The sequence below is a fragment of the Pedobacter sp. AC163 genome, from assembly GCF_979258665.1.
In genome coordinates this window covers 2,326,049-2,353,047 of the sequence record NZ_OZ409872.1, presented here as the reverse complement: position 1 = coordinate 2,353,047, position 26,999 = coordinate 2,326,049, and the positions used below count along the sequence as shown (strand labels likewise).

The window sequence follows — 26,999 nt, the reverse complement described above, 5'->3', positions numbered from 1 at the left end:
TTTACTGTGGCGCTTGTTGCGAATAATAAGCTGAGAATTTTGCCTCTAAGCCAGTAAATATTTTCTCCAGCTGTGTGCTCACTTTGGTTTGTCCATTTGCTTTAGCTGTCCTAATCATTCTATCCAGATAGTACAACCCAGTTTGCACATTTTGCGATCCTGTTAAACCTTTTGAGGCAGAAAGATCCGCTAGATAGGTCAACTCTTTATTGATATAATCTCCAGATTGAGTTAGGATTTCATTGGCCCTTGCGGTTTCACCCAGTTTGTATAAGTTTTCAGCCATGTAGAATTTAACAACAACTGTACGAATGCCATAAAATTTCTGAGGCATTACTTCGCAATACTTATCTACCACTTTTTTAGCTTCAGCGGTTTTACCTTCCTTAATTAAACTTCCGGCTAGGTTACTGAAAATATTAGTAAAGATAAAGGTATCATCAGATGATTGTGGATCTAAATAAGTAGCATTTTTCATGTTACCCCATTTAAATTTAGTCATTACGTTGTTGTACAATACAGGTGTATTTAATTGTTCTGCTCTCTCTTCCGATGTTGTTGTGTCAGGTTGTAAAGGCATTAAACGTAATGCTAAACCTTCACTATACAAATATTTATCTAAACCATTGTATTGTTCTGAAGGAACGGTTGAAGCAAAATAAATTGGACGTTTCCAATCGTTATGCGCCAAAATATCAAGCATCGCCAGTGTACCTTTTGTAACGTAACCTTTGTTGAAAGTCCAGGTCATTTCAGGAACAATTTTCGAAGCATTGGCTGCGCTAACTGTACCTGTGCTTAACACTTGTTTAGGATCAATTGTAATTTTGAAGTTTTTAGTAGGCAAGAAATTTGATTTAGTACCATCCTGCATCGCAACCTTATCATTATCATCATTTGATAATAAGAGATCCACAATGTTTTTCAATTCTACCGCACCAGCAATTTTATAATCATCGTAAGGCATTACATCACGCTCACCCTGAACATATTGCTCTGGTTTCATCGTAATTGGTAGCGGTGCAGATTCATTTTGTTTTTTTCTGGCGCCATTGATGTACCAATCGGTATCAAACAAACTTAGGTTTACTATACGAATATCAGGACGCACATTTTCTACTTCCTGGATATACCAGAGCGGATAAGTATCATTATCGCCATAAGTAAACAGGATGGCATTTGGTGCGCAAGATTCTAAGTAATCTAAGGCAATATCATGCGGAACCATTTTGGTAGAACGATCGTGATCATCCCAACCTTGTTGCGCCATAATTACCGGAGCGGCCAATAAGCCAATTACGGTTGCCGCCACAGCGCCATTTGTTGCTGATAGCTTTTTAAATACCCATTCTTTTATGGCCAAGGCACCGAGACCAATCCAAATGGCAAAAGCATAAAAAGACCCTACGTAAGCGTAATCACGTTCACGAGGTTCTAAAGGTTTTTGATTTAGATATAAAACGATCGCAATACCTGTAAAGAAGAACAATAATGCCACTACGCCAGCATCCTTTTGGTTGCGTTTGAAGTGCCATAATGCCCCAATAATTCCCATAATTAATGGTAAAAAGAAGAAACGGTTATAAGCATTGTTATCCACTGTAGATGGTGGTAGATTAGTTTGATCGCCCCTTAACATGGCATCAATTGGCTTAATCCCGCTAATCCAGGTTCCTTCGTGGCCGCTACCCTGGCCTTGTTCATCATTCTGGCGACCAGCGAAATTCCACATGAAATAACGCATATACATGTAACCAATTTGATAACTGAACAAAAAGCCTACGTTATCAACCAAGTTTGGAACTTTGGCATCATCTAAACGCATCCATTCTTTATAAAAGGCTGCATGTCGGGCATCATCGCTATACATACGCGGCAATAAAGTGTTGTTATTATACTCGTAATCGGTTTTTACACCAGCTTTCTCGTATTTTTCGTTTCCTTTTCTCCAGATTGTTTTTCCGCCTTCTTTAATTCCAGTTCGTTCCGAATTATAATTTGGACCATAAGCTAAAGGTCTATCGCCATATTGCTCACGATTTAAATAACTCAAAAAGGAGAATGCGTCTTTCGGAGCACTGTTATTTAAGTTCGGGTCTGCTTTTGCTCTGATGATAATCATTGAGAAAGAAGCGTAACCAAAAATGATTAATACAGTAGAAATTAAGCCTAAGTTTAATAACTTCTTTTGATGTTTGATGGAGTAACGAATGCCCCAAACCAAGGCCGAAATCACTAAAATAGCGAAAAATAGAACACCCGTTCCGAAGCCTAATCCTAAAGTATTCACGAAGAATAAATCGAAGTAGGCACCAAATGAAACCAGGTACTGGATAATTCCGTATTGGATCACCGCCAAAATTAAAATACCAACTACCAGAGTTTTTATAATTCCAGAAGTTGTGGCTTTGCCTGTTCTTTTAAAGTAATAAATAAAAGCTAAGGCTGGTATGGTAAGTAAATTTAATAAGTGAATTCCGATTGATAAACCCATAATATAGGCTATGAAAAGCAGCCAACGGTCGGCTTTTGGTTCATCTGCATGAGCTTCCCACTTCAAGATTGCCCAAAAAACGATTGCTGTAAACAATGAAGATTGCGCATAAACTTCAGATTCAACTGCCGAAAACCAAAAACTATCAGAAAATGTATAGGCTAAGGCACCTACAGCACCAGCACCCATAATACTGATCAGTTTTCCAGTGGTCAGTTCATCTCCTGCTTTTAAAATTGTTTTCTTGGCCAAAGCGGTGATGGTCCAAAATAAGAATAGGATGGTAGCGGCACTACAAATAGCCGAGCCAATATTCATCCAGTAAGCAATTCTGGTTAAATCGCCTGCGGCGAAAACAGAAAAGAAGCGTTGAATCATCAAAAATAATGGTGCTCCTGGTTGGTGAACAACCTGCATTCTAAATGCTGAGGCGATAAATTCGCCGCAATCCCAGAAACTTGCTGATGGTTCAAGAGTTAAAACGTAAGTTATTGTGGCAATTAAAAAGCAGATCCAGCCGACTATATTATTGACTTTTGAATAATTCATTGGGTTGTTTGATGATATTAAAAAATGTTTTCACATAAAAATGCTGCCGAAATTAACTATTCTAGTCGATAAAACAGGTAAATTATTGGATTGATTTAACAAATTTTAACGGCTTAGCTATCATTTGCATTCACTATTTTAATCTACTTTTAATTTCAATAAATACAAAAACCCATAAACTGAATTGAAAATCTCGTTTACGGGTTCATTTTTGAAAGATGATAACTTAACTTGAAGCAAATGGACTAAAACGGCCGATTAGATTATTATATTGATCTTCCAGTTTTTTGCTTAATTCCTTTTGTTTAAATGTTTCTGTCAACCGTACCATTTGGGCAAGATAGGTAAGATAAATGCGAACATTTTGCTCGGATACCAGTTGACTTTTGCTTTCAGAAACATCAGCCAAATAAGTAAGTTCTTTGTTAATGTGGCTTGCTGATTTATTTATCATTTGGTTTGCTCTGTTCAAATCGTTTAATCGATAAAGGCTTTCCGTAATGTAAAATGAACTCACCACCTGGCGCATGGTGTAAAATTTTTCAGGAATGACCTCAAAATATTTGTTCGCCACCTGGGTGCCTTCGATGGTTTTGCCTTGATTAATCAGTGTGCTTAACAAGCCACCAAACATATTCGAAACATAAGTAACATCATCTGCCGATTGTCTATCAAGGTGGTTGGCGTGTTTAATGTTTCCATAGCTATAAACCCTCATTAAATTATGAAGCATTGGCTTTGGATTGATTAATTCATCATTTTCGGTTTCCAAACGCTCGGGTTTTAACGGAAGCAATCGCTTATTTAGTCCTTCTGTATAAAGGTATTTGTCTAAACCAATGTATTGGTCTTTCGGCATGGCAGTTGTAAAATAAATCGGCCGTTCCCAATTGTTATGCGTTAAAAGATCGAATAAAGCCAAAGTGCCTTTACTTACATAATTACCCTCATAAGTCCATTCCATGGAATTTGCAATTCTACCCGCATCTTCTTTTGGCACTGTTCCGGTATCTAAAACCTGCTTCGGATTAATAGTTAGTTTTAGATTTTTTGTTGGCAAAATATTGTATTTCGAACCGTCACTCATGGTTGCTTTGTCTTGATCATTATCAGAAAGCAAAACTTCCAAAATATCTTTTAGTTCTACCGGTTGTGCAATTTTATAATCTTGGTAATACATTACATCCCGCGTTCCGGCTACATATTGTTCAGGTTTTATAGTTAACGGCAGCGGGGCAGATTGATTTTGCTTCCGTTTCATTCCATCTATATACCAATCGGCAGTAAACAAACTTAAGTTTACTACCCGTACATCGGGACGAATATTTTCTACCTCTTGTGCATACCAAACCGGATAGGTATCGTTATCGCCATAGGTAAAAAGAATAGCGTTTGGCGCACAAGATTTTAAGTAATTCACAGCCATATCATGCGCTACGTGGCTTTCAGAACGGTCGTGGTCGTCCCAGCCTTGCGAGACCATGAGTATAGGAACAGATAAAAGGGCAATTAAAGAAGCGAAAATGCTTGCCTTGGTTGGCGAAAGCTTCTGGAAAACCCAATCTTTCAAACCAAATACGCCGAGTCCGATCCAAATTGCGAAAGCGTAGAATGAACCTACATAAGCATAATCCCTTTCGCGTGGTTCGATAGGTACTGAGTTGAGGTAAATAACTATAGCTATACCTGTGAAGACGAAAAGCAATCCAATAATTCCAGCGTCTTTCTGGTTACGTTTGAAATGCCAAATGGCTCCGATTAAACCAATAATTAATGGTAAAAAGAAAAACCTGTTGTAAGCTTTGTTTTCGGTAATAGATGGGGGTAAATTGGTTTGATTACCCAATCTTAATGCATCGAGCGGTTTAATTCCGCTTAACCAGGCACCGTTTCGCCCGCCCAACTGCCCGTCTTCATTATCTTGTCTACCCACAAAATTCCACATAAAATAGCGCATGTACATTTGTCCGGTTTGGAAAGAGAACATATAACTTAAATTATCGCTCAAAGTTGGCTTATGGGAATCATCAAAACCCATGTAATTTTTGTAGAAATTAGCATGTTCAGCTTTATCGCTATACATCCGCGGAGCCAATGTTTTATCAGCAAAAACATATTCTGATTTAGTGCCTGCAGATTCATATTTATCTTTTCCTTTTCTGTAGAGCTGCCCGGTTTCTTTGATGTCGATTTTCTCAGAGTTGTAATTTTCGCCGTAAAGTAATGGGCGATCACCATATTGAGATCGGTTTACATAACTCAAAAAGTTAAAAGCATTTTCTGGATTGGTATTGTTAAGGTTCGGTTTTGCATGTGCTCGGATAATTAAAATGGCAAATGAACTGTAACCGAAAATTAACAGCGTGGTAAAAAGCATAATTAAGTTCATTGCTCTTTTATGCTTGCGGATAGAATAAATTATTCCATAGCTTAAGCTACCGATAACTAAAATAGCAAAGAACAAGATACCGGTGCCGAAACTTAAACCGAGGTTGTTCACAAAGAAATAATCGAAGTTTGCCGCAGAGGAAATCAGGTATTGGATAATTCCAAATTGAACAAAGGCCAATGCGCAGATTGATATTATGAAAACTTTGATGATGCCTTGCCAGCTTGGTTTCGGATATTTCTTGAAGTAATACACGAATATTAAAGCCGGAATGGCTAATAGATTTAACAAGTGTACACCAATAGAAAGCCCCATGATATACGCCACGAAAAGCAACCACCTATCTGCTTTGCTGTCCTGAGCTTGTGATTCCCATTTAAGAATTCCCCAAAAAACTATCGCTGTGCATAGCGATGACATGGCATAAACCTCAGCCTCTACTGCCGAAAACCAGAAACTATCAGAAAATGCATAGGCTAAAGCGCCAACCAAACCAGCGCCAATAATACTGATGGTTTTTGATGTAGTGATTTCTTCGCCGTTTTTAATGATGGTTTTTTTGGCCAAGGCAGTAATTGTCCAAAATAAAAATAAAATGGTGCCGGCACTTGCCAATGCAGATGCTAAATTCATGAAGTATGCAACCATCGTTTTATCACCGAAAGCGAGGGTAGAAAATAGCCGTTGAACCATGGAAACGAGAGGAGCGCCAGGTTGATGAACTACTTGCATCCGGAAGGCAGAGGCGATAAATTCGCCACAATCCCAAAAGCTTACCGATTGATCTAGGGTTAGAATGTAGGTTGTAGCGGCAACTAAAAAGCATAGCCAACCCGTAATGGTGTTAATTTTAGCGTAGTTCATAGTAAAATTTAGTCTTTGATAATAAATGATTTAAGTGGTTCTCACTTAAAAAAGTCGTAGAAAAAAATAAAATGTTGCATGCGATATGATGATTTTTTTATCTTTGCAACGCAAGAAGGAACAGTAGGAAAGAAATTAAAATTATTTTAAAATCACTCTTGCAAAATTAAAATAAGGTTCCTAAATTTGCATTCCCTTTCGAGGATTCGTTCTCGAGAAAGATTGTCCGATAGTATAAGGGTAGTACAACGGTTTTTGGTACCGTTTGTCTTGGTTCGAATCCAGGTCGGACAACGAAAATTTTAATGTCGGATCGTGTTTGTAAAATGACATGATCCGATTTTTTTTAACCGTAAACTACACGGATCATGCCATTGCAGTTTAACCCGGTAAAGTTATTTTCCGGAACAGGTTCAAGAGGACTATCACTTAAAATTGCTGAAAGTTACGGCAAACCACTTGGTGATGTTACCATTCACAAATTCAGTGATGGCGAATTTCAACCTTCTTTTGATGAATCTATCCGCGGCTGCGATGTTTTTTTAATCCAATCTACTTATCAGCCTAGCGATAATTTAATGGAACTTTTGCTAATGGTTGATGCCGCTAAAAGGGCTTCAGCGCATTATATAACAGCAGTTGTTCCTTATTATGGTTTAGCTCGTCAGGATAGAAAAGATAAACCTCGTGTAGCAATCGGTGCTAAATTGGTAGCTAACTTATTAAAATCTGCAGGTATCCACCGCATCATGACGATGGATTTACATGCGGCACAAATACAAGGCTTCTTTGATATTCCGGTAGATCACTTGGATGGATCGGTAATTTTTGTTCCTTACATCAAAAGTTTAAATCTACCTAATTTAACTATTGCGTCGCCAGATATGGGTGGTTCATACCGGGCCCGTACTTTTGCGAAGTTTTTTAATGCAGAGGTAATTATTTGCGATAAACGCCGTAAACGTGCCAATGAGATCGAATCAATGTCGATTATTGGAGATGTAACCGGGCAAGATGTAGTGTTGATCGATGATATTTGCGATACCGCTGGAACCTTATCAAAAGCTGCGGCTTTGATTATGGAAAATGGTGCTGCAAGTGTGAGAGCCGTTTGTACACATGCTGTACTTTCAGGCAAGGCAGTAGAAACGGTTGAAAATTCGGTATTAACTGAATTAATTGTTACGGATACGATTCCTTTAAGAATTGAAAGTCCGAAAATTAGAGTGCTAAGTACAGCAAGTTTATTTGCAAGAGCAATTGCTAATGTAAATGAACATGGTTCGATTAGCGACTTGTTTAGAGTTTAACGTTGCGGTAAGCGTGAAAACGCCAAGCGCCAAACAATAGAAAGAGTTTAATAAATAAATATAAATAAAATGAAAACAATCGCAATTAGCGGTTCTCCAAGAGAGAACGTAGGGAAACGCGATGCCAAGGAACTTCGTTACGAAGGTAAGGTTCCGGCGGTATTGTATGGTGGAAAAGAGCAACAACACTTAGCTGTAGTTATTGCTGATTTAAGAGATGTTATTTATACCCCGGAAGTAAATTTTGTGGAAATTGATGTGAACGGTGCTAAAACTAAAGCTATCGTTAAAGACACTCAATACCACCCACTTACCGACGTGTTAATGCACATCGATTTTCTTCAGTTATTCGACGAGAAAGAAATCGTGATGGAAATTCCAGTGAAATTAACAGGAACTTCTCCAGGTGTTAAAATGGGGGGTAAATTAATTCAGAAATTACGTAAACTTCGCGTTAAAGCTTTACCAGCTAACATGCCACAAAACGTTGAAGTAAGCTTAGATAAATTAGAAGTTGGTAGTTTATTCCGCGTTCGCGACTTAAAAGTTGACGGATTCGTAATTACTAACACTCCTGAAGATACTATCGTTTCTGTTGCAATGTCTAGAGCATTAAAACAAGCAGAAACTGAAGCTGCTAAAGGTAAAAAATAATCAAGTTCTCTTGATTTTAAGAAACGGCTCGATGCAAATCGAGCCGTTTTTTTTATTTAAAATTTTAAATATGCTGCCATTTTGTTGCCTTTATTCTCCATTTCCCACTGTCCATTTCCTTTATTCCGCTAAATATCATACATCCTGTATTTATCTTTGGTCTTTCAGCTTTAAGCTTTTACATTTGCACACATGAAATATCTCATCGTTGGCTTAGGAAATATCGGACCAGAATATGCTCATACTCGTCACAATATAGGTTTTGATATTGCCGATGAATTGGTGAAGAGCTTAAATGGTAGCTTTGACAACATCCGTTTAGCTTATTATTCGGAAGTAAGTTTCAAAGGGAAAAAACTTCATGTAATCAAACCCACTACGTTTATGAATTTGAGTGGGAAGGCTGTAAACTATTGGATGAAAGAGCTGAAGATTGCTCCAGAAAATGTTTTGGTAATCGTGGATGATCTTGCGCTTCCCTTAGGAAAATTACGACTTAAACTTCAAGGTTCGAGTGCTGGCCACAATGGGCTAAAAAGTATTGAAGAAGTTTGTGGCGGACAAAATTATGCCCGCCTTCGATTTGGAATCGGTAGCGATTACCCAAAGGGTCGCCAGGTTGATTTTGTGCTGGGCTTGTTTGATAAAAATGAGCAGCTCGAACTCCCAGCCCTAATAGATAAAAGTGTAGACTTGATTAAGAGTTTTGTTACTATTGGGCCTGCCCATACGATGACGGCTTTTAATAAATAGAATAAAAAAATCTTATGACTGTGTCTGAATTTAAGCAGTCTCTTGCAACCGATCAACCGCCAGCGCAACTAAATGTTGAGTTGATAGCCCTCTGGTATGATGGTAAAGGAGATTGGGATAATGCGCATAAACAAGTCGATCACCTTAATTGTGCTTCAGCATCTTTGGTACACGCATATTTGCATCGAAAAGAAGGTGACATCTGGAATGCCGATTACTGGTATGCACGAGCCAAAGAAACTCGTCCAGATATCTCTTTGGAAGAAGAATGGAATCAACTAGTTACTCGATTCCTTAAATAATTTCTCTGGCCAGACCTCAGTAATAGTATTGCTCAATAGTTATTATTGGGGATGAAGGTGAATTTTTAGGTAAAAAAAAAGACCATCGAACGATGGTCTTTCTGATATTTTTTTAGTTGATGATTACTTCACTTGTTCCTGAGCTCTGGCAATATAAGCATCAATCATTTGTGCTTCAGCGCTTTCAGGATATTGTGTTTTGATTTTTGTGTAAGCATCAACAGCACCCTTAAAGTCTTTTTGGTTTTCTGCAACCAGTCCTAGTTTTTTAAGAAACATCGGAGAAGTAAACTTGCTTGCTTTATCCGAAGCTTTCTTGTAGTAAGTAGTAGCCTGTTTGTAGTCTTTCAACTCGCTATAAGCATCTCCAAGTAATCCTAAAGCCAATGGATCTGCAACTGGACTGCCAGTAGCGCTATATTTGCTTAACGATTCAATAGCTTGTTTGTAATCGCCTTTGCGCAGATAAATTCCACCTAGGTATAAATTGGCTAAATTAGCCGATTTTGTATTGTCGTATTCTTTAGCAATTTGTTCTAAGCCTGGATATCCACCTTCACCTTTAATCGCTTTGTTTGATAAAGAATCTACACCGATAAATTGTTCTGCTTTAAACATTTTGCTTGCAGCTTCCTCAGCACGGTCTTTTAAATACACACCTTGGTACCAAAGATATACTAAGATTAATAAAACTACAGCACCTGCTATAAATAATAAGCTCTTAGTGTTTTCCTGTAAAAATGAACCTTTTTTAATAGGTTGAATTGTCTGGTTATCTGTTGTAGACATGTTTGTTTAAAAAATTTAAGATTGCAAAAATACATTTTTCAATCAAAGAATCAATCTTTATTTTGAAGTATTTAATTAAACATTAGTTATTTAGAGGGCAAAAAAAGGTAAATTGCGCCATATTTATGTGGTTAAAGAATATTACGCTTCTAAATTTTAAAAACTATAACGATGCCGATATCCAATTTTCGGATACGGTAAACGTTTTCACGGGTAACAATGGCTCGGGCAAAACAAATATGCTCGATGCGATTCATTACCTGTGCCTATGCAAAAGCTACTTTAATCCTATCGATGGGCAACAGATCAAAACTGGCCAGGAAATTTTCATGATTCAGGGTGATTTTGATCGCAGCAGCAAAAATGAAAAGATTTCTTGCGGCGTAAAACGCAATCAGAAAAAGCAGTTTAAACGTAATAAAAAGGAATATGATAAGCTGGCTGATCACATTGGCCTTTTTCCGGTGGTGATGGTATCTCCTTATGATGTAAACCTGATTATGGAAGGGAGCGAGGAACGGAGGAAATTTATCGACAATGTCATTTCTCAAACAGATTCACATTATCTGGATCAGCTGATTTCTTACAATCGGATTCTTTTAAATAGAAATGCATTTTTAAAACAGATTGCCATCAGGCGCAAATACGATCCAGCTTTGTTGGAGATTTTGGATGAACAACTGGTATTGGCCGGCAATAAAATTTTTGCTATCCGTAAAGCATTTATGGATCAGTTTATTCCGCTATTTAATCAATATTATATCTACCTTACAGAAAATAAGGAAACTGTAGAACTCAATTATCAATCGCAATTAAACGATGCCAGTTTTAACGAGTTGTTGGCAAAATCAGTAGAAAAAGATCGGGTTTTAGAAAGAACGACCACTGGAATTCATAAAGATGAACTGGCTTTCGTAATCAGCGGGATGCCCCTAAAAAAATTCGGTTCACAAGGGCAACAGAAATCTTTTTTAATTGCTTTAAAATTGGCACAATACGCTTACCTGGCAAAAAATAAAGGCTTTAAACCCCTGCTTCTGCTAGATGATATCTTTGATAAATTGGATGATAACCGGGTACAAAAATTGATGCAAATGGTTTCTCACCATGATTTTGGTCAAATATTTATTACCGATACGGGTAAAGAAAGGGTGAAATCGATTTTTGAAAACATAGATGTTGAGGTAACTTTGTTTGAAGTGGAGGAAGGACAAATAAAAAATGCGTAAACCTAATGATTTAACCATGAAAGATGCCGTTAGCAAAATGCTCGACGTGTATCGCTTACGCCGTAAGTTTGATGAGACTTCTATTTTGGCTATTTGGCCAGAAATAATGGGAACTGCAATTGCGAATAGAACTACTCAAATTTATATTCATGATAAGAAACTCTTCATTAGAATCGAATCATCGGTAATAAAAAATGAGTTGGTAATGGTGCGCCAAGGAATAATTCAAAAACTAAATGAGCATGCAGGTAGTCAAGTGATTACCGAAATGGTTTTTCTTTAAAAATATCTAATAACAAAAAGGCTGGCAAAATTATTTACCAGCCTTTTTGTTAAGCTTTCACTTAGCCCTGTGGACTTCATACTTATGACTGAAAACTAGCTCCTTCCGCCGCCAAATATTTTGGCAAGAATCCAGATGAGTAGTGCAACAACTACTATAACTATAATGACACCAGACCAAATGCCGGCTTTAAATATACCTCCAACAAGTTCACAACTGCTTAAGGTAGTGCATAAAAATGCGATTAGTGCTATAGGTAATATCTTTTTCATATTGATGTTAATTATGTATATCCTAACATCAATGATTACATAAAGTTTTAATTAAGGCTATTTACCGTTAACTTTTAACAATTCTACTTCAAAAATCAAAGCACTATAAGGTGGGATATCTGCTCCTGCACCACGTTCGCCATAAGCCAAGTGATAAGGAATGAAGAACTTATATTTTGAACCAGCAGGCATCAATTGAACACCTTCAGTCCAGCCCGGAATAACTCTGTTTAAAGGGAAGCTAATTGGTTCACCTCTATCGTAAGAGCTATCAAATTGTTTGCCGTTTAATAAGGTTCCTTTATAATGAACTAAAACTGAATCGGTAGCTGTAGGTTTTACGCCAGTTCCGGCAGTTAAAACTTCATACTGTAAACCGCTAGCGGTAGTTTGAACGCCAGCACGTTTTTTGTTTTCTTCTAAAAACTCTTGTCCTTCTTTTATCATGGGTGCAAATTTAATTTTGTTAGCTTCATTTTCTGCTTTCATTTTTACTGCTGATGCTTTTGTAATCGCATCATTAATACATTGCTGAGCTTGTTGCTGCGTTAATGCCACTTTGCCGCCTGCAAAAGCGTCTTTCAAACCTTTTAGCAAGGCTTCGTAGTTTAAAGTCGATAAACCAGTAGATTTTAAACTAGTGCCCATTGATGTTCCAAAAGCATAACTGGTAGAATCTAAACCAGATTTTAATGCTATTGTTCCCGGAATGGTTTTCGAAGTGGCTATCGTTTTTTTAGCTACAGGCTTTTTCGCTACAGCTTTGGTTTGTGCATTTGCCGAAATAGCGATACCTGAAATACATGCCGCCAATAAAAATTTTTTCATTATGGAAATTGTGTTAATATTCCAACGCTGAGTTGGATGGATTATTTTAAGGCTGAAAGATACAAAATAGATAAAACAATAAAACCCCGAAAAATCGAGGTTTCATTATCATATTCTCTTTTTCTAAAAACTAGAAACGCTCGTCTGCCTTGAAGAAGAAGTTTCCTTCAATTTCTGCGTTCTCATCAGAGTCTGATCCGTGAACTGCATTTGCATCAATTGATTTAGCATATTTTTGACGGATAGTTCCTTCAGCCGCTTCAGCTGGATTAGTAGCGCCAATTAACTTTCTAAAATCTTCAATTGCATTATCTTTTTCTAAAATAGCAGCAACGATAGGGCCTGAAGACATAAAGCTTACCAAATCTTTGTAAAACGGACGTTCAGCGTGAACAGCATAAAACTGGCCAGCAGTTTCATCAGTTAACTTAGTATATTTTAATGCGATGATTTTGAAACCTGCATTAGTAATGTCATTTATGATCGATCCCATGTGACCGTTAGCAACAGCGTCAGGCTTGATCATTGTAAAAGTTCTGTTAGTGCTCATTGTATTGATATGAAATTTTCTGCAAAAATACGTTTTAATTGATGAATATTAAAAGGATAACGTTAAATACCCGACATTAATATTAATTTTTACTTAGCTTTGCAGCGCAAAAAATATATGTTAACATTAACTGAATTAAAATCCCTGTTGGCTACGCCACAACGAATTGTGATTACAACGCATCACAAACCTGACGGCGATGCGATGGGCTCATCATTAGGGTTATATGGATATTTGATTCAAAAAGGACACCATGTTAAAGTGGTTACCCCGACAGATTATCCAACTTTTTTGCATTGGATGCCAAATAATGGCGATGTAATTATTTTTGCCGAAGAGCAGGAAAAAGCTGCTAAACTGGTAGATGAAGCTTCCATCATTTTTTGTCTTGACTTTAATACTTTAAGTCGCATTAACGAACTTGGCGAATTGGTTCGGGCTGCAGGGGCTAAAAAGGTAATGATTGATCATCATTTAGAGCCTGAAGATTTTGACGATTACCGTCATTGGGATATCAACGCTTGCGCTGCTGCACAACTCGTTTACGATTTTATCGTTAATCAACTCGAAGATAAAGCAGGAATTAACAAAGATGTGGCTTCGTGTTTATACACGGGGATCATGACAGATTCTGGTTCATTTCGTTTCGAGTCGGCAACATCAAATGTTTATCGCATTGCAGCAGATTTGATCGATCTTGGAGCCGAACATTGGAAAATTCATCAGGCAGTATATGATAATGCAAGTGAAGATCGCTTACGTTTTCTAGGTTATTGCTTATCTAACAAATTAGAAGTAATTAGAGAATACAACACCGCAATTATCTCGGTTACTAAAGAAGAACTGTCGCGTTTTAAAAGCGAGACTGGCGATACTGAAGGCGTAGTAAATTATGCGTTATCGATAAATGGCGTTCGCCTGGCTGCTTTAATTGTAGAAAGATCAGATAAGGTGAAATTATCAGTAAGATCAACCGGTGATTTTCCGGCCAATGAAATTTGCAAAAAATATTTCAATGGCGGCGGACATAGAAATGCTGCTGGCGGTGCTTCAGAAAAACCTTTGGCCGAAGTGGTGAATGAGTTCAAATCGATATTAGAAGAATATAAAAATCAATTAATTGCATAAAGCAAGAAACCAAATAAAAACAAGTTTAATTATAAAAATGAAAAAAGGAATAATTGTTCTTTTAGCAGCAACTCTAGGTTTAGCGGCTTGTAACAAAGAAAAAAAGGGTGCGGGTGGTTTATTATACACTATTCACCATTCTGAAGGAAAAGAAAAAATCAAAGAAGGTGATATCGTTAAAATGAATTTCATTCAGAAAAACGATAAAGATTCAGTTTTAGGTAGTACTTATGACATGGAGAATCCTCAGGTTTTTCCTGTACAGAAAAAAATGTACGCTGGTGACATGAATGATGTTTTAACTATGTTCGGTGAAGGTGATAGTGCAACATTTAAAGTGAATTTGGATACTATGGCTTTTTATAGCAAACAGCCTAAGCCAGAGCAATTCAAAAATGATAAATACCTTACGTTCACAGTAAAAATCGAAAAAGTATTTGCTAAAAAAGCTGGTGAAGCCGATTCTACTTTCAACAAGAGAGCTGGTGAGTTTTTTCAAGCTGACTTCAAAGCAAATGCTGATAAAAAGAAAAATGCTGAAGAGGGTAAATTAAAATCTTACATCGCTGATAATAACTTAAAAACTACTACATCTGCAAGTGGCTTACAATATATTATCAAAGCACCAGGAAACGCTGAAAGAGCTGCTCTGGGTGATACTGTTACCTTAAACTATACAGGTAGAGTAACAAAGAAAAATAGCAAAGGTAAATATCCAATCTTCGATACGAGTGACGAAAAAACGGCTAAAGAAGAAGGTAAATTCCAGGCAGGCAGACCATATGGTCCAACTAAAATGGCTATCGGATCAACAATTCCAGGTTTTACTGAAGCGATTCAATTGATTGGTAAAGGTGGAAAAATCATGGCTATCATTCCTTCGAAATTAGGTTATGGCGAACAAGGTGCACCGCAAGTTGGTATTATGCCTTACAGCCCAATTGTTTTCGAAATCGAAATTACTGATATTAAAAAAGGTACAGCTCCTGCACCAAGTGCACCAGCCATGCCTGCAGCTCAATAAAAATTAAAAAAAAATATTATTCATAAAAATCTTGTTCATGATATTGGGCAAGATTTTTGTGTTTAAACGCGATATCAAAACTAGGGAAGGTTGCATTGGCACCATCAATTTAATATATCAATGAAAAAAGGATTAGTGATTTTATTTGCAGCCGTTTTAGGTTTATCTGCTTGCAATAAATTTGAAAAGGGTGAGGGCGACATGACCTATAAAATTTACAAAAATGAAGGAAAGCCCAAAATTGAGGAAGGGGATTTAGTGAAGTTCAACGTTATCCAAATGATTGATACGAAGGATGGCGATTCTACTTTGGTAAATACTTATGATAATGAACGTCCGCCGTTTTTTACGGTCACAAAATCCAAATTTAAGGGAGATTTAGTAGCTGCGCTAAAGCTCTTGGGCGAAGGAGATAGTGCTTCGTTTAAATTAAATTTAGATTCATTAGCCAAATACAATGACCAACCCAAGCCATCAGCAGCTCAAAACAATTATGCAACCATTACGGTGAAAATTGAAAAGGTTTTGCATAAGATTGCTAATGAAACCGATTCGGTTTTTGAAGATAAAAAAAGAGCGTTTTACAAAGCAGAATATGAAGGTTTGGTTCAGCGAAATAAAGCAAATGAATCGGCCAAAATTGCAAAGTATATTGCCGATAATGATTTGAAAATGAACACAACGCCCTCTGGATTAAGCTACCTGATTGAAAGACCTGGAAATGCAGAAAGGGCAGCGCCATCTGATACTATTTTGGTAGATTATACCGGTCAGTTTACAAATAAAAAAGCAGATGGTAAACTCAATGTTTTTGATACTTCAAATGCCAGAATTGCGAAAGACGCCGGGATTTATTCTCCATCTGCTCAATATGCTGCTCGCCCTTTGGTGTTAAATCAATTACCTGTTGGTTTTGCTGAAGGCATTAAGCTCATCGGCGTAGGCGGTAAAATAAAGATAATCATTCCGTCTAAATTAGGCTATGGCGAAAACGGAGGTGGGTCTATAAATCCTTTCACGCCATTAGTTTTTGATGTTGAATTAAAATCAATCGTTAAGCCTAATAACGGAGCCGTATCGGCGCCACTTTCCAGATAGATAACGCATCAAGATCATTGGAGTCTATTATGAGATAAAACAAAAAAATCCGCAACATCTACATGCTGCGGATTTTTTTTTAACTTGAAGTTTAGGCCTGAGCTTCTAAATATTGTGCGTAACAATAGCCTTCTTCACCATCTTTGGTGCGTACAAGCCACCACAAATCGTTACTTCTGTTAACAAGTGTAATAATTTCATCATGTGCCGCCTTTCCAACAATTGGTTGGTCTGTTCCAGGCCCTTTGCGTATATTTAAATTGCTACTCTGAGTGATCACTTTTGCATGCGTAACTGCTGCATCAATGCTCACATTTACGTTTAAAACCAAATCACCGGAGGTAAAATTAGGATCGATTTCGTTATACACTTCCCATAAATGATCTTTTGTAGCGCCATCAGCTGCTGTTCCATCGATGTATAAGATTCCATCTTGTTCGCGAACAGCCAAATCAGTTATACCAGCTGCGGTTGCAGCGTCGGTTAATGCTTTATATTTATCTTCTAATGCCATGGTAGAATTATTTTACAGTTAATTTGTTGTCGATTTTTTTAGGTTTTAATGCGCTTAGGTGTTGCATTAATGTAATGAGTGACGCCTTTTTGATTTCGCCTGTAAGCAAAACCACACCATCTTTAACTTCAGCTTTTACCATTGGAAAATCTTTTGTGGCATCGGCAACATTTTTAGTTAAAATTGGATCTTCAGCAATTACAACAGGCTTTTCTTGTTCAATTGTTAAACTGTTGATTACCGATTTAACACCTTTTTCTGCTTTGGCAATCTCTTCTGCTTTTACTTTTGCAGCATCATCAGCAACCTCACCTGTTAAAGTTACATCGCCTTTTGCCACAGCCACGGTGATGCCGGCAGCTTCTTTGGCTTGAATTGCAGCCTGTAAATCTGCATCTTTTGGCTTACACCCTACAAAAAACAATGTAGTGGCGATAACCATACTCATCAAAAATTTAGTTGTTTTCATCCTTTGTTTATTATAATGTTTAATATTTTTTATCGTTGAAACCGGAAATTTGGGATGTCCGCTTTCTGAAATTAAACAAGGATGATTTTTGTAAAAACGAATATAGTAATAGCGTTTAATTGAAAGAGAAATTATAGATTTTATTTTTGAACATTAATATTCCAGAGTTTAAATGGGTGTTTAGTTAGATTTGAATTGTAATATTTTTTCTCCTGAGTAACTTCTTCAGCTACCCATTCTGGTAATTCGAATTTCTCGTCTTCTGAATCCAATTCTATCTCTGCCACAATTAATCCATTGTTGTCGCCTAAAAAGACATCAACTTCCCAAAGTTTAGCCTGATGATGAATTTCATATCTTATTTTTTCAAGTTCGGCTTCGGCGAAATTATCGAGTAGTTCCGATCCTTCACCTAATGGAATTTCATATTCGTATTCTAATCTGGAGGCACCGACAGAAATACCCTTAATGGTTATCCACGCTTTGTCATCAGTGGTACGTACCCGAATAGTTTTATTAGGGTCGCTAACCAGATAGCCTTGTCTTAAATGTTTTCCGCCTGGCTTGTCAAGATTGGCCCATTCAGACGCCTTGATCAGAAATTTTCTTTCGATTTCTCTCCCCATTATCTGCTCCTCTTTTGCAATTCGGCGATTGGCATGCTAATTAACCTACCCACTGGCTCCTTACCTTTGTAGGTAATAATGCGAAGCATGCTGGCATCTTTCGGTGGGGTTAAAGCGCCAGTATATTTTGGGTAAAAGCGATCAGGACTCGAGTTATCAAAACTGTAGTAAATATCCAGACCGTCAATTTCTGACGTAAGCTCAATAATTAGTTGTTTATCAGCACTTCGTTTCACTGTAAAGATAGGATCGTAAATGGCTGGAGAATATTTGATTTCCGCAAGATCAAGGCGCTTAAAATGTTCTTCAGTACGATAGATGAAATTCGTCCAGTTTTTCTTTTCAATCGGGCTCCAAACTGATTCTGAGATTGCAAAAGCACGTGGCCACAGCATATACTGTACCTGGCGGAAATTAAAAATCTGCTCCGTCCACAGGTTTGCTTGCCCACCAATAATGTATTTAGGATCGGCTCCGGCAGGAATGGGATTGAATTGGTAGGCCTTGTTTAACCTTAAAGAAGCATAAACTTTCGGTTCGGTAATTTGGTCTGCCTGCATGTAATCCAGATAAGCAAAATCTGTTGGGCTCATCACTACATTGTGTTTATCTTTTGAGGCTTCTATGCCATATTTTAAGCCTCTCCAACTCATAACAGAGGCTGTTGGCGAAACGCCACCCTCTAAAATTTCATCCCAGCCCATAAACTTTTTGCCTTTTGAAACTACAATTTGCTCCACACGTTTTTCAAAATACGCCTGAACTTGTGGAATGGTTTTTAAGCCTTCACGCTGCATCAATGCTTTCACCTGGTCGTTCTTTTCCCAAAAGTTATGAGGGGCTTCGTCTCCTCCCATGTGGATATATTCAAAGGGGAAAAGTTTTGCTATTTGCGTAATCACCGAATCGAGAAAAACATAAACTTTTTCGTTTGCGGGGCAAAGTGTATTATCTACTAAAGCTGTTGGGGGTGCGCCGCGGCTCCAATCCATTATTTTTTCTCCCGATCGCACTTTGTAATTCACTGCATCGGGTGTGCAAGAAAGGTCGGGGTAAGAAGCAATCGCCGCCAAACTGTGCCCTGGAACATCTATTTCGGGCATAATATTTACAAATCGATCTTGTGCATATTGAACCAGTTCTTTAATATCTTCCTGGGTGTAGAAACCGCCATAAGTTCGTGGTTCATTTGCCGCTGGTGGAATAAAATCGCCAAAAGTGCCGGTTTTCTGAACACTCCAGGCCCCAACTTCTGTTAATTTCGGTAAACCTTTAATTTCGATTCTCCAGCCCTCATCATCTGTTAAATGAAAATGTAGCAAATTGAATTTATATCGAGCCATTTGATCAATAAACTGTTTCACTTCATCTTTGGTGAAAAAGTGACGGGCAACATCAAACATCAGGCCTCGCCAGCCTAATTTTGGATAGTCAACAACATCAACACAGGGTAGTTTCCACTTTGTGTTTTTCGTCAATTCCTTACTCTCAATTTCAACAGGAAAAAGCTGAATTAGAGATTGGACACCCCAAAATATACCCGCAGGTTTATTGGCCGTAATCACAATCTGAGTTGGATTAACATTCAGCTTATAGCCTTCAGATCCGAGTTGATTGTCATTTTCGGTATTAAGAATTAACTTAATTGTAGGATGATTTGCCGTGGTAACATTGCTGACAAACTTGCCGGTAGCAGTTTCGATTCTTTCGGATAATAAAGCAATAGATTGTTGTAAACCCTCATTTTTTGATGCTAAAATGCTGACATTTTCCGGTAATGTAAAGGTTCCTGCCTTTTTCATCAAAGAAACTGGTTCAGGAATAATGGCAATTTGAGCCTGTAAAATCGGACTATCGCCCTCAGAAACTTCAGGTTCACTTATAATACTTTGAGCGTATATATTTGTTGCAAAAACGATGGCGGAAACGATAAGGAAAATCTTTTTCATTAATAATAAATTGCAGTTTAACCGAATAAGTGTTAATCCGCAATTTATTAAAAAAGATTTTTACTAGCAGTATTATTTAATACAATTTATACGCTATCCTATCAAATGATATCCTTTTGATTATCTAGGGTTAATATTTAGTTTAATTGCATTAATGAATGCCTCATGTAAATTTTTGCTGAAAGGACTTTGCTGATCCTTTAATCTTTCTGGATGCCATTGTATAAAGAGAAGAAATGATTTTCCTTCGGGATCAAATCTTTCCATAGCTTCGGTTACACCATCAGGAGATATGGCGCTAACAACCAAGCCCTTTCCTGTTCTGTCGGTACTCTGGTGGTGATTGCTATTTACCAAACCTTTATCAGTATTTATAATGCCACTTAACCATGAGGAGGGATTGACGATGACTTCATGATAACGATCACTTTTATCAGGCATTTTCGAATGGTTAAATTTTCCCCACATTGGGATATCCGGAATTAAATTTCCGCCAAAAAATACGTTTCCAACCTGCATTCCGCGGCAAATTCCTAAAACTGGGATGCCATTTTTTTCAGTGTATTCCAAAACCTTAAATTCAAACTCATCGCGTTGCTCATCAATATCATCTTCATAACAATACGGATAATACTCTGGCATATTGTAAAACCTCGGATGAACATCTTCACCGCCGGTTAGTACAACGCCGTGGCATTTTTCTATCTCCTCAAAATTATTCAATTTATAACCCAGCTGGATGACTTCAACATTTTCATTGTAGGATAAAACCCAGTTGCTGTAAATATCGAATTTGCTACAATCTGTAACGCCTATAATTATTTTATCAGACATAAATATTTTTTTACCACAAAATAAAGGGGAATAATAATTAATAGTGGAATCGGTTTAATGTAGCAATTTTTATTATTTAAAATCAAGATTCGACTCAAAAAAAAGGTTCAGAATATATCAGTGTGTGTTTAAAAAGATATCCGCTTAACAAAGGGAAAGTACATGCTGCTAAAGAAATTTTAGCATTTATTACAATTGATTATCTTGTAGGCATCAAAAAATATTTCATGTTGGAATACGCACTCAAACCCTCTGAAAATTTCAGAAAATCAGCTGTTAGATCAGTCTGGGCAATCGCCCTATTTGTATTTACCTATGCTTTCTTAATTTTTATTTCCATAGCGCTCACAATAGTTTGCGGTTATTTAGGGGTAAAATTGATTGAGTTTTATGTAAATATCTTTACGCTAATGTTAGGATTAGGCATGATTGGTTTCGGCTTCTTAATCTTGTTTTTCTTAATCAAATTTATGTTTAAGAGCAATAAAATGGATCGATCGCATCTGGTGGAAATCACTCGAAATGGAGAGCCGCAATTATTTAAAATGATTGATGAAATAGTAGCGGATGTTCATACTGATTTTCCGAAGAAGGTATATCTATCGAGCGAAGTAAATGCATCAGTTTTCTACGACTCTAACTTTTGGAGCATGTTCTTTCCGATTCGAAAAAACCTGCAAATCGGTGTCGGTTTAATTAATACAACAACTGTAGATGAATTGAGAGCGATCTTAGCACACGAGTTTGGTCATTTTTCGCAAAAAAGCCTAAAAATTGGAAGCTATGTTTATAATGTGAATCGCATTATTCATGATATCTTGTATGACAATGATGGTTACAACCAGGTGGCCAGAAAGATAGCTGATTCAACCTCGTATTTTGGAATATTTGTTTTGCTATCTGATAAAATTGTTGGCTTAATGCAGCAAATTTTGGTTTGGGTTTATGGCGTACTTAACGCAAATTACTCTAAACTTTCTCATGAGATGGAATATCACGCAGATGCCATAGCCGCTCATGTTGTGGGTTCGAAACCCTTAATTGATTCATTGTTGCGTATGCAGTTGGCTAATCAGGCGCTTGATATGGTATTGAGTTACTATGATAGAAAAATCGAGGCAAATCTTAAAACAACTAATGTATTTCCGCAGCAAATATTTGCAATGAATTTTCTGGCGAAACTGAATAAATTGCCTATTGAAAATGAATTCCCAGAGGTAGATCTCCGTTACTACAATAGGTTTAATAAATCAAAAATCAGTTTTAGTCACTTGTATTCGTCGCATCCAGAAACTGAAGATCGAGTAGTTAAACTGGCAGAAATTAACGGTGAGTTAAAAAATAGCCAAACAGGGCTTGCAATAAATTTGCTGGTAAACAAAGACCAGATATCGGCCCAGCTAACCGATAAAATGTTCGTTAATGTGAATTATTTGGAAGAGCCTATCGATCAGGAAAGGGAAGATTTTGAGCGAGATTTTATAAGCCAAACCAAACAAAATTCTTTCCCAGATTTATTTAACGAGTATTTCGATTATAGAAATCCTTACACAAAGTATACTGAAAGTGATTTCGAAAAATCAATACCTGATACTGATTTAAGCTTTGATCTCCTGTTTGGAGATAAGAGTTTGACTCTAATTTATGAACTGAATGCCCTTGAAGCTGATTGGAATACAATTGATAGAATAGATTCTGGTTTGATTGATATAAAGACCTTCAATTATAATGGCCAAAAATATTCGAAAGCTGATTGTAGGGCTATGATTGATTATTTGAATTCGGAGATTGAAAATAAGAAGATAGAACTGGAGAATTTGGATATAAAAATTTTCGAGTTTTTCCGCCATGCGGCTTTTAGGCAAAATCTCGCTTCTGAATTTCAGGTTTTAGCAATATACTATCAAAGAATAGCCGAAAAGTTCAAACTCCAACAAATTGTTTATGCTGATTTGGCAAATGCAACCTCGTTTATGCACAGCACCACACCGTTTAATGTGATTAAAAAGAATATGGTTGTGGTAAAAAAGGAAGAGAAGAAATTTAAGGAGAGCATACTTTCCATTCTTGCTGATGAAGATTATGTTGATGGTTTCAGTGAGGAAGTCAAGCTTCGCTTTGAAGAATATTTGAAGTATGATTACAAATATTTTGGTGCAGATTTATATTTCGACGAGGAGCTTAAAGTACTGTTCCAGGCGATGGCTGATTATGCTGACGTGATCACCGACATTCACTTTAAGGCAAAAAAGAAGCTGTTGGAATTTGAAGCACACTTGAGTGCTCCGGTTTTAACCTAAATTAAAAAGCGCCGATCTTTTTAGGTATCGGCGCTGTTAGTGTGTTAATGCAAATCCTGACTTTTGTTAAAAATTTGGCTGTCTCTCGTATTTTTCTGTACCGTGATGGCACCAAACAGCGAAAGCAGAAAGGCAAAGGCATAAAATCCTTTCTCGCTGGGTAAAAGTGTGGCGTTCCATAATCCAATTACCAATAAGGTAATGGTTAATAATGTTGAAAACCAGCTTAAACCATAGTAGATTTCCGTTACCGGAATACCTTCCAATTTATCGCGAACAGCTTTTTGTAATGAGATTACGGCGAAAAGACCAAACATCAATACAGTAAAATAATATCCTTTTTCATTAAGAAGCATGTCAGAACGCCATAGGCCAACAATAAAGCCTATCATTCCAATGCCCAATGCAATCCAGGCCGCAGCCACAAATGCATTCGATGGTTTTTGATTCATTTGATTAGAGTTTAATTTAATTCAATGGAAAACGCTAAAGTTTGTTAAAAGGTATATGCGCCTGTAAATATCTTTTTACCAGGTTATTAAATAATCAATCAAAGCCGAAACTTTTTCATTAGCGCTTATAATGGTATATTAGTTATATGCAAACACTGCTTACTTCTGCCCAAATGCGCAAGGCTGATAAATTCACCATTGCCAACCTGCCAATAGCATCGATTGATTTAATGGAGAAAGCTGCTCGTGCTTTCGTTCAAACCTTTTTAAGGGACGAGTTTGATGCCAATAAAAGTATCGCAGTATTTTGTGGTAAGGGTAATAATGGAGGTGATGGATTGGCTGTAGCGCATTTGCTTTGCAACAACGGATGCGAAAATGTGCGTGTTTATATTGTTAACTTTAGCAGTAAGCAAAGCCATGATTTTGCAATCAACCTGCAGCGTTTAGATGAATCCAAATGTAGGAAAACAATCATCAACACCGCGGCCGATTTAAGAAATGTAAAAGCTGATATTATCATTGATGCCATTTTAGGGTCTGGCTTAAACAAACCTTTGGAGGGAGAATATGCCGACCTGGCCAAGAGTATTAATAAACTCAATAAAAAAATCTATGCAGTTGATGTCCCTACAGGCTTTCCGTCAGAGGGGAAAATTTCAGCAGATTACCGAGGAATCAAGGCTTATAAAACCATTTGTTTTCAGCGGCCAAAAATTAATTTCTTTTTCCCTGAATCAGCTTTAGCTACAGAAAAATATGAGGTTGTTGATATTGGATTGGATGAGGGTTTTATTCAAGGCCAAGATTCTGATTTCCATTTGTTGGAAGAGGAAGATATCCAGGCAATTGTTAAGCCCAGGAAATCATTCAGTCATAAAGGCACTTACGGACATGCGCTAATTATTGCTGGGAATGTTAACACAATGGGTGCAGCTATACTTTCATCAATGGCTTGTTTGTATGCCGGAGCGGGTTTAACTACTGCATGTATTCCGCAAAGCGGATTGATAGCCCTAAATACGGTATTGCCAGAAGTGATGGCTTTACCAAGAGACGAATATACACGAATTGAAAATCCAGCTAAATACCAGGCCATTGCAATTGGACCAGGCTTAGGTATTTCGACAGAAAACGAACGGCTACTGGAAAGTTTAATTGCCAGTAATCAGCCTTTGGTTATAGATGCCGATGCCTTGAATATTTTAGGCGAAAGGCCCGATTTGATAGACAAGTTACCTGAAAATAGTATTTTGACTCCTCATATGAAAGAGTTCGATCGGCTATTTGGAGATCACGAAACTTGGTGGGAACGTATAGAAACAGCTAAAAATAAAGCGCAAAAAGGTAAGATGATCATCGTACTCAAAAATCAGTTTACATTTATTTGCCTGCCCGATGGCAAAATCTATATTAATCCAACTGGCGATTCTGCTATGGCACAGGGGGGTATGGGCGATATTTTAACAGGCATTATTGTAGCTTTTATTTCTCAAAAATACACATCTGCCGATGCCGCAATTTTGGCCTGCTACGTTCACGGTTTGGCAGGAAGCAGTTTAGCTAATTCAAGGATTGTAGTTACCGCCTCGCAGGTGGCCATGCAAGTGCCTAGAGAAATAAAATCGCTTCTGTTATAATTATCATCCCTTTGGCTTAAGAATTGACTAATTCTAAAAACAACCGAATGATCAAAATAAATAAATCTAATCACTAATGGAAAAAAGAGAATACACGCTTAATGAGCTTATACAGGAATCGGCAGAGAACCCAAATGAAAATGATTTTTTCGAATTGGAAAAGCCGGCAATGCTGGAAGTAAACTTAAAAAATCAAAAAATTATGGCCAAGGCGGGCTCAATGGTAGCCTATATTGGGAATGTAGATTTTAAACGCGAAGGTTTGTTAAGTAAAGGCCTTGGTGGATTGCTAAAGAAAGCCATTTCTGGAGAAGGTACATCATTGATGCATGCCGCAGGTACAGGTAAACTTTATTTGGCCGACGAAGGTAAAAAAGTGAAGATCATTAAACTTCAGAACGAGTCGATTTTCGTAAATGGCAACGATGTTTTAGCCTTGGAAGATACCATCAAAAATGAGATTAAAATGCTGAAAAGTGTGGCAGGCATGATGAGTGGAGGCCTTTTCCAAGTCAAATTATCTGGAAGTGGTTATATTGCAATTACCACCCATGGTGAACCAATTTTGTTGCGTGTAAGTGCTAATCAACCTGTATATACCGATCCGAATGCAACGGTAGCTTGGTCAGAAAATTTGTCACCTAATATTAAAACAAATTTAACTTTTGGTTCTTTTATCGGGAGGGGAAGTGGAGAATCGTTTCAACTGGAATTTTTTGGTGAAGGTTGGGTTTTGGTACAGCCTTATGAAGAAGTGAAGTACGCTCAAAAATCGTAAGTAATAAAAAATCCCGACAATTTTTGATTGCCGGGATTTATATATTTTTCACGAGGTTTACTTATACTCCACCCATTACAGCTAGTTTCTCCATAGTTGGGTTAACGCTTCCGCCCATTGGTTCAAGTGTTACAGCAAAAGCTTGAGCTTCTTGTATGGCTTGCATTTTCTGTAAAGCTTCTGTTGATGTAGAATCTGTTTTTCCAAATACGCCTAAGCTCACTGGCTTGCCATTTACTAATGCCCAAAGCTGATATTCGTGTTCAGCGTCGGCTTTTGGTAAATCCATAGCCACATAGTTAATCAATACACTTTTATCCTTTTTGTTCCAATAAACATTCATTTTAGATTTAGGACTAAAAGCCTGTCCAGCCATTCGAATGGTTGCCCATTCTTTACTGTCGTTCATGGCCACCATATTATCCAAACCTTTGTTCTCAAACTCAAGCTTACTCACTACCCCGGCAAATTTTTCTTTATCGAGATTTAAACTGGCTATTTGATCGTGAGCAGCATTTAATTTATTATAGGTGATGAAAAGTGCTCCAGTGCTAATAATCAATAAAGCAACACAAGCAACCAATGCAAAACGTAATGTTCTAACTTTACTATCACTGTTATCCAATCTAACTACCTTGGCTTCTTCAGTGTAGGCTGGGGTAGTAGATATTGCTTCTACATCTTCACTTTTTCCTAATCCTAATTTCTCAAATAGTTTGGTTTCTATATCTGCAGATGGCGCTACAGCATTTTCCATAGCATAATTTTCCATGGCAATCTCAATGGCGGTTAATTCACTTTTAACCTCAGGGTATTGAGTTGCCATTTCCTCTACCTGTAACGCTTCCTCAGACGATAAATCACCTAAAACGTACAATTCAAGTACTCCAGATTCGATATATGCTTTTAAATTTTCCACGT

24 protein-coding genes are annotated in these 26,999 nt (G+C 37.3%); 12 read left to right on the top strand and 12 right to left on the bottom strand.

Annotation, left to right across the window (positions count from 1 at the left end; all coding sequences use genetic code 11):
- Position 1: 1 nt before the first annotated feature.
- The gene (locus tag ACZZZK_RS10025) at positions 2–3,043 is read right to left on the bottom strand and encodes a glycosyltransferase family 117 protein (RefSeq protein WP_463483997.1); all 3,042 of its coding nucleotides are present in this window, start codon (positions 3,041–3,043) and stop codon (positions 2–4) included.
- A 226-nt stretch (positions 3,044–3,269) separates the two neighbouring features.
- Positions 3,270–6,296: a glycosyltransferase family 117 protein gene (locus ACZZZK_RS10020; protein ID WP_463483996.1), complete on the bottom strand. Its 3,027-nt coding sequence runs from the start codon at positions 6,294–6,296 to the stop codon at positions 3,270–3,272.
- A 368-nt stretch (positions 6,297–6,664) separates the two neighbouring features.
- On the opposite strand from ACZZZK_RS10020, the gene ACZZZK_RS10015 reads away from it, so the two are divergent.
- The 4 genes from ACZZZK_RS10015 to ACZZZK_RS10000 all read left to right on the top strand — a co-directional run bounded on the left by ACZZZK_RS10015 (position 6,665) and on the right by ACZZZK_RS10000 (position 9,315).
- Entirely contained in the window at positions 6,665–7,606 is a 942-nt protein-coding gene (locus ACZZZK_RS10015) for a ribose-phosphate pyrophosphokinase (RefSeq protein WP_056851930.1), read from the top strand.
- Between the two features lie 69 nt (positions 7,607–7,675).
- Positions 7,676–8,260: a 50S ribosomal protein L25/general stress protein Ctc gene (locus ACZZZK_RS10010; protein WP_056851931.1), complete on the top strand. Its 585-nt coding sequence runs from the start codon at positions 7,676–7,678 to the stop codon at positions 8,258–8,260.
- 192 nt (positions 8,261–8,452) lie between these two features.
- A complete protein-coding gene (gene pth, locus ACZZZK_RS10005) occupies positions 8,453–9,013 on the top strand; it encodes an aminoacyl-tRNA hydrolase (protein ID WP_056851932.1) in 561 nt (186 codons plus the stop codon).
- A gap of 14 nt (positions 9,014–9,027) precedes the next feature.
- Complete coding sequence (locus tag ACZZZK_RS10000; protein ID WP_463483995.1) at positions 9,028–9,315, top strand: hypothetical protein; 288 nt, start codon at positions 9,028–9,030, stop codon at positions 9,313–9,315.
- 123 nt (positions 9,316–9,438) lie between these two features.
- Here ACZZZK_RS10000 and ACZZZK_RS09995 read toward each other — a convergent pair whose 3' ends face one another.
- Positions 9,439–10,104, bottom strand: a complete 666-nt coding sequence (locus ACZZZK_RS09995) for a tetratricopeptide repeat protein (RefSeq protein WP_463483994.1) — start codon at positions 10,102–10,104, stop codon at positions 9,439–9,441.
- Between the two features lie 125 nt (positions 10,105–10,229).
- Here ACZZZK_RS09995 and recF point away from each other — a divergent pair, with 125 nt between their 5' ends.
- A complete protein-coding gene (gene recF / locus ACZZZK_RS09990; RefSeq protein ID WP_463483993.1) occupies positions 10,230–11,333 on the top strand; it encodes a DNA replication/repair protein RecF in 1,104 nt (367 codons plus the stop codon).
- Positions 11,326–11,616 (top strand): DciA family protein, encoded by a 291-nt coding sequence (locus tag ACZZZK_RS09985; protein ID WP_265800029.1) that lies wholly within the window; start codon positions 11,326–11,328, stop codon positions 11,614–11,616. The genes recF and ACZZZK_RS09985 overlap by 8 nt, the downstream gene beginning before the upstream one ends.
- 329 nt (positions 11,617–11,945) lie before the next feature.
- Here the strand turns inward: ACZZZK_RS09985 and ACZZZK_RS09980 are convergent, their stop codons facing one another.
- Positions 11,946–12,716, bottom strand: a complete 771-nt coding sequence (locus ACZZZK_RS09980; protein WP_463483992.1) for an FKBP-type peptidyl-prolyl cis-trans isomerase — start codon at positions 12,714–12,716, stop codon at positions 11,946–11,948.
- A gap of 130 nt (positions 12,717–12,846) precedes the next feature.
- The gene (locus ACZZZK_RS09975) at positions 12,847–13,266 is read right to left on the bottom strand and encodes a nucleoside-diphosphate kinase (RefSeq protein ID WP_463483991.1); all 420 of its coding nucleotides are present in this window, start codon (positions 13,264–13,266) and stop codon (positions 12,847–12,849) included.
- Positions 13,267–13,383: 117 nt separating this feature from the next.
- Between ACZZZK_RS09975 and ACZZZK_RS09970 the strand changes: the two genes are divergently transcribed.
- The 3 genes from ACZZZK_RS09970 (at position 13,384) to ACZZZK_RS09960 (ending at position 16,516) form a co-directional block, all read left to right on the top strand.
- On the top strand, positions 13,384–14,394 hold the full coding sequence (locus tag ACZZZK_RS09970; protein WP_463483990.1) for a DHH family phosphoesterase: 1,011 nt from the start codon (positions 13,384–13,386) through the stop codon (positions 14,392–14,394).
- Between the two features lie 37 nt (positions 14,395–14,431).
- A complete protein-coding gene (locus ACZZZK_RS09965; RefSeq protein WP_463483989.1) occupies positions 14,432–15,418 on the top strand; it encodes an FKBP-type peptidyl-prolyl cis-trans isomerase in 987 nt (328 codons plus the stop codon).
- A 120-nt stretch (positions 15,419–15,538) separates the two neighbouring features.
- On the top strand, positions 15,539–16,516 hold the full coding sequence (locus tag ACZZZK_RS09960) for an FKBP-type peptidyl-prolyl cis-trans isomerase (RefSeq protein ID WP_463483988.1): 978 nt from the start codon (positions 15,539–15,541) through the stop codon (positions 16,514–16,516).
- A gap of 91 nt (positions 16,517–16,607) precedes the next feature.
- Here ACZZZK_RS09960 and ACZZZK_RS09955 read toward each other — a convergent pair whose 3' ends face one another.
- The 5 genes from ACZZZK_RS09955 to ACZZZK_RS09935 form a co-directional block, all read right to left on the bottom strand.
- Positions 16,608–17,030: an SH3 domain-containing protein gene (locus ACZZZK_RS09955; protein ID WP_463483987.1), complete on the bottom strand. Its 423-nt coding sequence runs from the start codon at positions 17,028–17,030 to the stop codon at positions 16,608–16,610.
- A 7-nt stretch (positions 17,031–17,037) separates the two neighbouring features.
- Entirely contained in the window at positions 17,038–17,499 is a 462-nt protein-coding gene (locus ACZZZK_RS09950; RefSeq protein ID WP_463483986.1) for a BON domain-containing protein, read from the bottom strand.
- Positions 17,500–17,639: 140 nt separating this feature from the next.
- Positions 17,640–18,125 carry a CYTH domain-containing protein gene (locus tag ACZZZK_RS09945; protein WP_463483985.1) on the bottom strand — a complete coding sequence of 162 codons (486 nt, stop codon included), beginning with the start codon at positions 18,123–18,125 and terminating at the stop codon, positions 17,640–17,642.
- The gene (locus tag ACZZZK_RS09940) at positions 18,125–20,074 is read right to left on the bottom strand and encodes a beta-N-acetylhexosaminidase (RefSeq protein WP_463483984.1); all 1,950 of its coding nucleotides are present in this window, start codon (positions 20,072–20,074) and stop codon (positions 18,125–18,127) included. The genes ACZZZK_RS09945 and ACZZZK_RS09940 overlap by 1 nt, the downstream gene beginning before the upstream one ends.
- Positions 20,075–20,194: 120 nt before the next feature.
- A complete protein-coding gene (locus ACZZZK_RS09935; RefSeq protein ID WP_463483983.1) occupies positions 20,195–20,908 on the bottom strand; it encodes a gamma-glutamyl-gamma-aminobutyrate hydrolase family protein in 714 nt (237 codons plus the stop codon).
- A gap of 122 nt (positions 20,909–21,030) precedes the next feature.
- Here ACZZZK_RS09935 and ACZZZK_RS09930 point away from each other — a divergent pair, with 122 nt between their 5' ends.
- Positions 21,031–23,208 carry a M48 family metallopeptidase gene (locus ACZZZK_RS09930; protein WP_463483982.1) on the top strand — a complete coding sequence of 726 codons (2,178 nt, stop codon included), beginning with the start codon at positions 21,031–21,033 and terminating at the stop codon, positions 23,206–23,208.
- Positions 23,209–23,252: 44 nt separating this feature from the next.
- Here the strand turns inward: ACZZZK_RS09930 and yiaA are convergent, their stop codons facing one another.
- A complete protein-coding gene (gene yiaA, locus ACZZZK_RS09925; protein WP_463483981.1) occupies positions 23,253–23,660 on the bottom strand; it encodes an inner membrane protein YiaA in 408 nt (135 codons plus the stop codon).
- Positions 23,661–23,806: 146 nt separating this feature from the next.
- On the opposite strand from yiaA, the gene ACZZZK_RS09920 reads away from it, so the two are divergent.
- Together ACZZZK_RS09920 and ACZZZK_RS09915 are read left to right on the top strand one after the other, a co-directional pair.
- Positions 23,807–25,300: an NAD(P)H-hydrate dehydratase gene (locus ACZZZK_RS09920; protein WP_463483980.1), complete on the top strand. Its 1,494-nt coding sequence runs from the start codon at positions 23,807–23,809 to the stop codon at positions 25,298–25,300.
- Positions 25,301–25,376: 76 nt separating this feature from the next.
- Entirely contained in the window at positions 25,377–26,078 is a 702-nt protein-coding gene (locus ACZZZK_RS09915) for an AIM24 family protein (protein ID WP_463483979.1), read from the top strand.
- A 61-nt stretch (positions 26,079–26,139) separates the two neighbouring features.
- On the opposite strand, the gene ACZZZK_RS09910 is transcribed toward ACZZZK_RS09915, so the two are convergent.
- On the bottom strand, positions 26,140–26,997 hold the full coding sequence (locus ACZZZK_RS09910) for an anti-sigma factor (protein ID WP_463483978.1): 858 nt from the start codon (positions 26,995–26,997) through the stop codon (positions 26,140–26,142).
- Positions 26,998–26,999: the final 2 nt, after the last annotated feature.

What these genes read in the sequence shown, in the direction of transcription:
- ACZZZK_RS10025 (WP_463483997.1), bottom strand. Translation starts at nt 3,043, where the DNA reads ATGAATTATTCAAAAGTCAATAATATAGTCGGCTGGATCTGCTTTTTA.
- ACZZZK_RS10020 (WP_463483996.1), bottom strand. Translation starts at nt 6,296, where the DNA reads ATGAACTACGCTAAAATTAACACCATTACGGGTTGGCTATGCTTTTTA.
- ACZZZK_RS10015 (WP_056851930.1), top strand. Translation starts at nt 6,665, where the DNA reads ATGCCATTGCAGTTTAACCCGGTAAAGTTATTTTCCGGAACAGGTTCA.
- ACZZZK_RS10010 (WP_056851931.1), top strand. Translation starts at nt 7,676, where the DNA reads ATGAAAACAATCGCAATTAGCGGTTCTCCAAGAGAGAACGTAGGGAAA.
- pth (WP_056851932.1), top strand. Translation starts at nt 8,453, where the DNA reads ATGAAATATCTCATCGTTGGCTTAGGAAATATCGGACCAGAATATGCT.
- ACZZZK_RS10000 (WP_463483995.1), top strand. Translation starts at nt 9,028, where the DNA reads ATGACTGTGTCTGAATTTAAGCAGTCTCTTGCAACCGATCAACCGCCA.
- ACZZZK_RS09995 (WP_463483994.1), bottom strand. Translation starts at nt 10,104, where the DNA reads ATGTCTACAACAGATAACCAGACAATTCAACCTATTAAAAAAGGTTCA.
- recF (WP_463483993.1), top strand. Translation starts at nt 10,230, where the DNA reads ATGTGGTTAAAGAATATTACGCTTCTAAATTTTAAAAACTATAACGAT.
- ACZZZK_RS09985 (WP_265800029.1), top strand. Translation starts at nt 11,326, where the DNA reads ATGCGTAAACCTAATGATTTAACCATGAAAGATGCCGTTAGCAAAATG.
- ACZZZK_RS09980 (WP_463483992.1), bottom strand. Translation starts at nt 12,716, where the DNA reads ATGAAAAAATTTTTATTGGCGGCATGTATTTCAGGTATCGCTATTTCG.
- ACZZZK_RS09975 (WP_463483991.1), bottom strand. Translation starts at nt 13,266, where the DNA reads ATGAGCACTAACAGAACTTTTACAATGATCAAGCCTGACGCTGTTGCT.
- ACZZZK_RS09970 (WP_463483990.1), top strand. Translation starts at nt 13,384, where the DNA reads ATGTTAACATTAACTGAATTAAAATCCCTGTTGGCTACGCCACAACGA.
- ACZZZK_RS09965 (WP_463483989.1), top strand. Translation starts at nt 14,432, where the DNA reads ATGAAAAAAGGAATAATTGTTCTTTTAGCAGCAACTCTAGGTTTAGCG.
- ACZZZK_RS09960 (WP_463483988.1), top strand. Translation starts at nt 15,539, where the DNA reads ATGAAAAAAGGATTAGTGATTTTATTTGCAGCCGTTTTAGGTTTATCT.
- ACZZZK_RS09955 (WP_463483987.1), bottom strand. Translation starts at nt 17,030, where the DNA reads ATGGCATTAGAAGATAAATATAAAGCATTAACCGACGCTGCAACCGCA.
- ACZZZK_RS09950 (WP_463483986.1), bottom strand. Translation starts at nt 17,499, where the DNA reads ATGAAAACAACTAAATTTTTGATGAGTATGGTTATCGCCACTACATTG.
- ACZZZK_RS09945 (WP_463483985.1), bottom strand. Translation starts at nt 18,125, where the DNA reads ATGGGGAGAGAAATCGAAAGAAAATTTCTGATCAAGGCGTCTGAATGG.
- ACZZZK_RS09940 (WP_463483984.1), bottom strand. Translation starts at nt 20,074, where the DNA reads ATGAAAAAGATTTTCCTTATCGTTTCCGCCATCGTTTTTGCAACAAAT.
- ACZZZK_RS09935 (WP_463483983.1), bottom strand. Translation starts at nt 20,908, where the DNA reads ATGTCTGATAAAATAATTATAGGCGTTACAGATTGTAGCAAATTCGAT.
- yiaA (WP_463483981.1), bottom strand. Translation starts at nt 23,660, where the DNA reads ATGAATCAAAAACCATCGAATGCATTTGTGGCTGCGGCCTGGATTGCA.
- ACZZZK_RS09920 (WP_463483980.1), top strand. Translation starts at nt 23,807, where the DNA reads ATGCAAACACTGCTTACTTCTGCCCAAATGCGCAAGGCTGATAAATTC.
- ACZZZK_RS09915 (WP_463483979.1), top strand. Translation starts at nt 25,377, where the DNA reads ATGGAAAAAAGAGAATACACGCTTAATGAGCTTATACAGGAATCGGCA.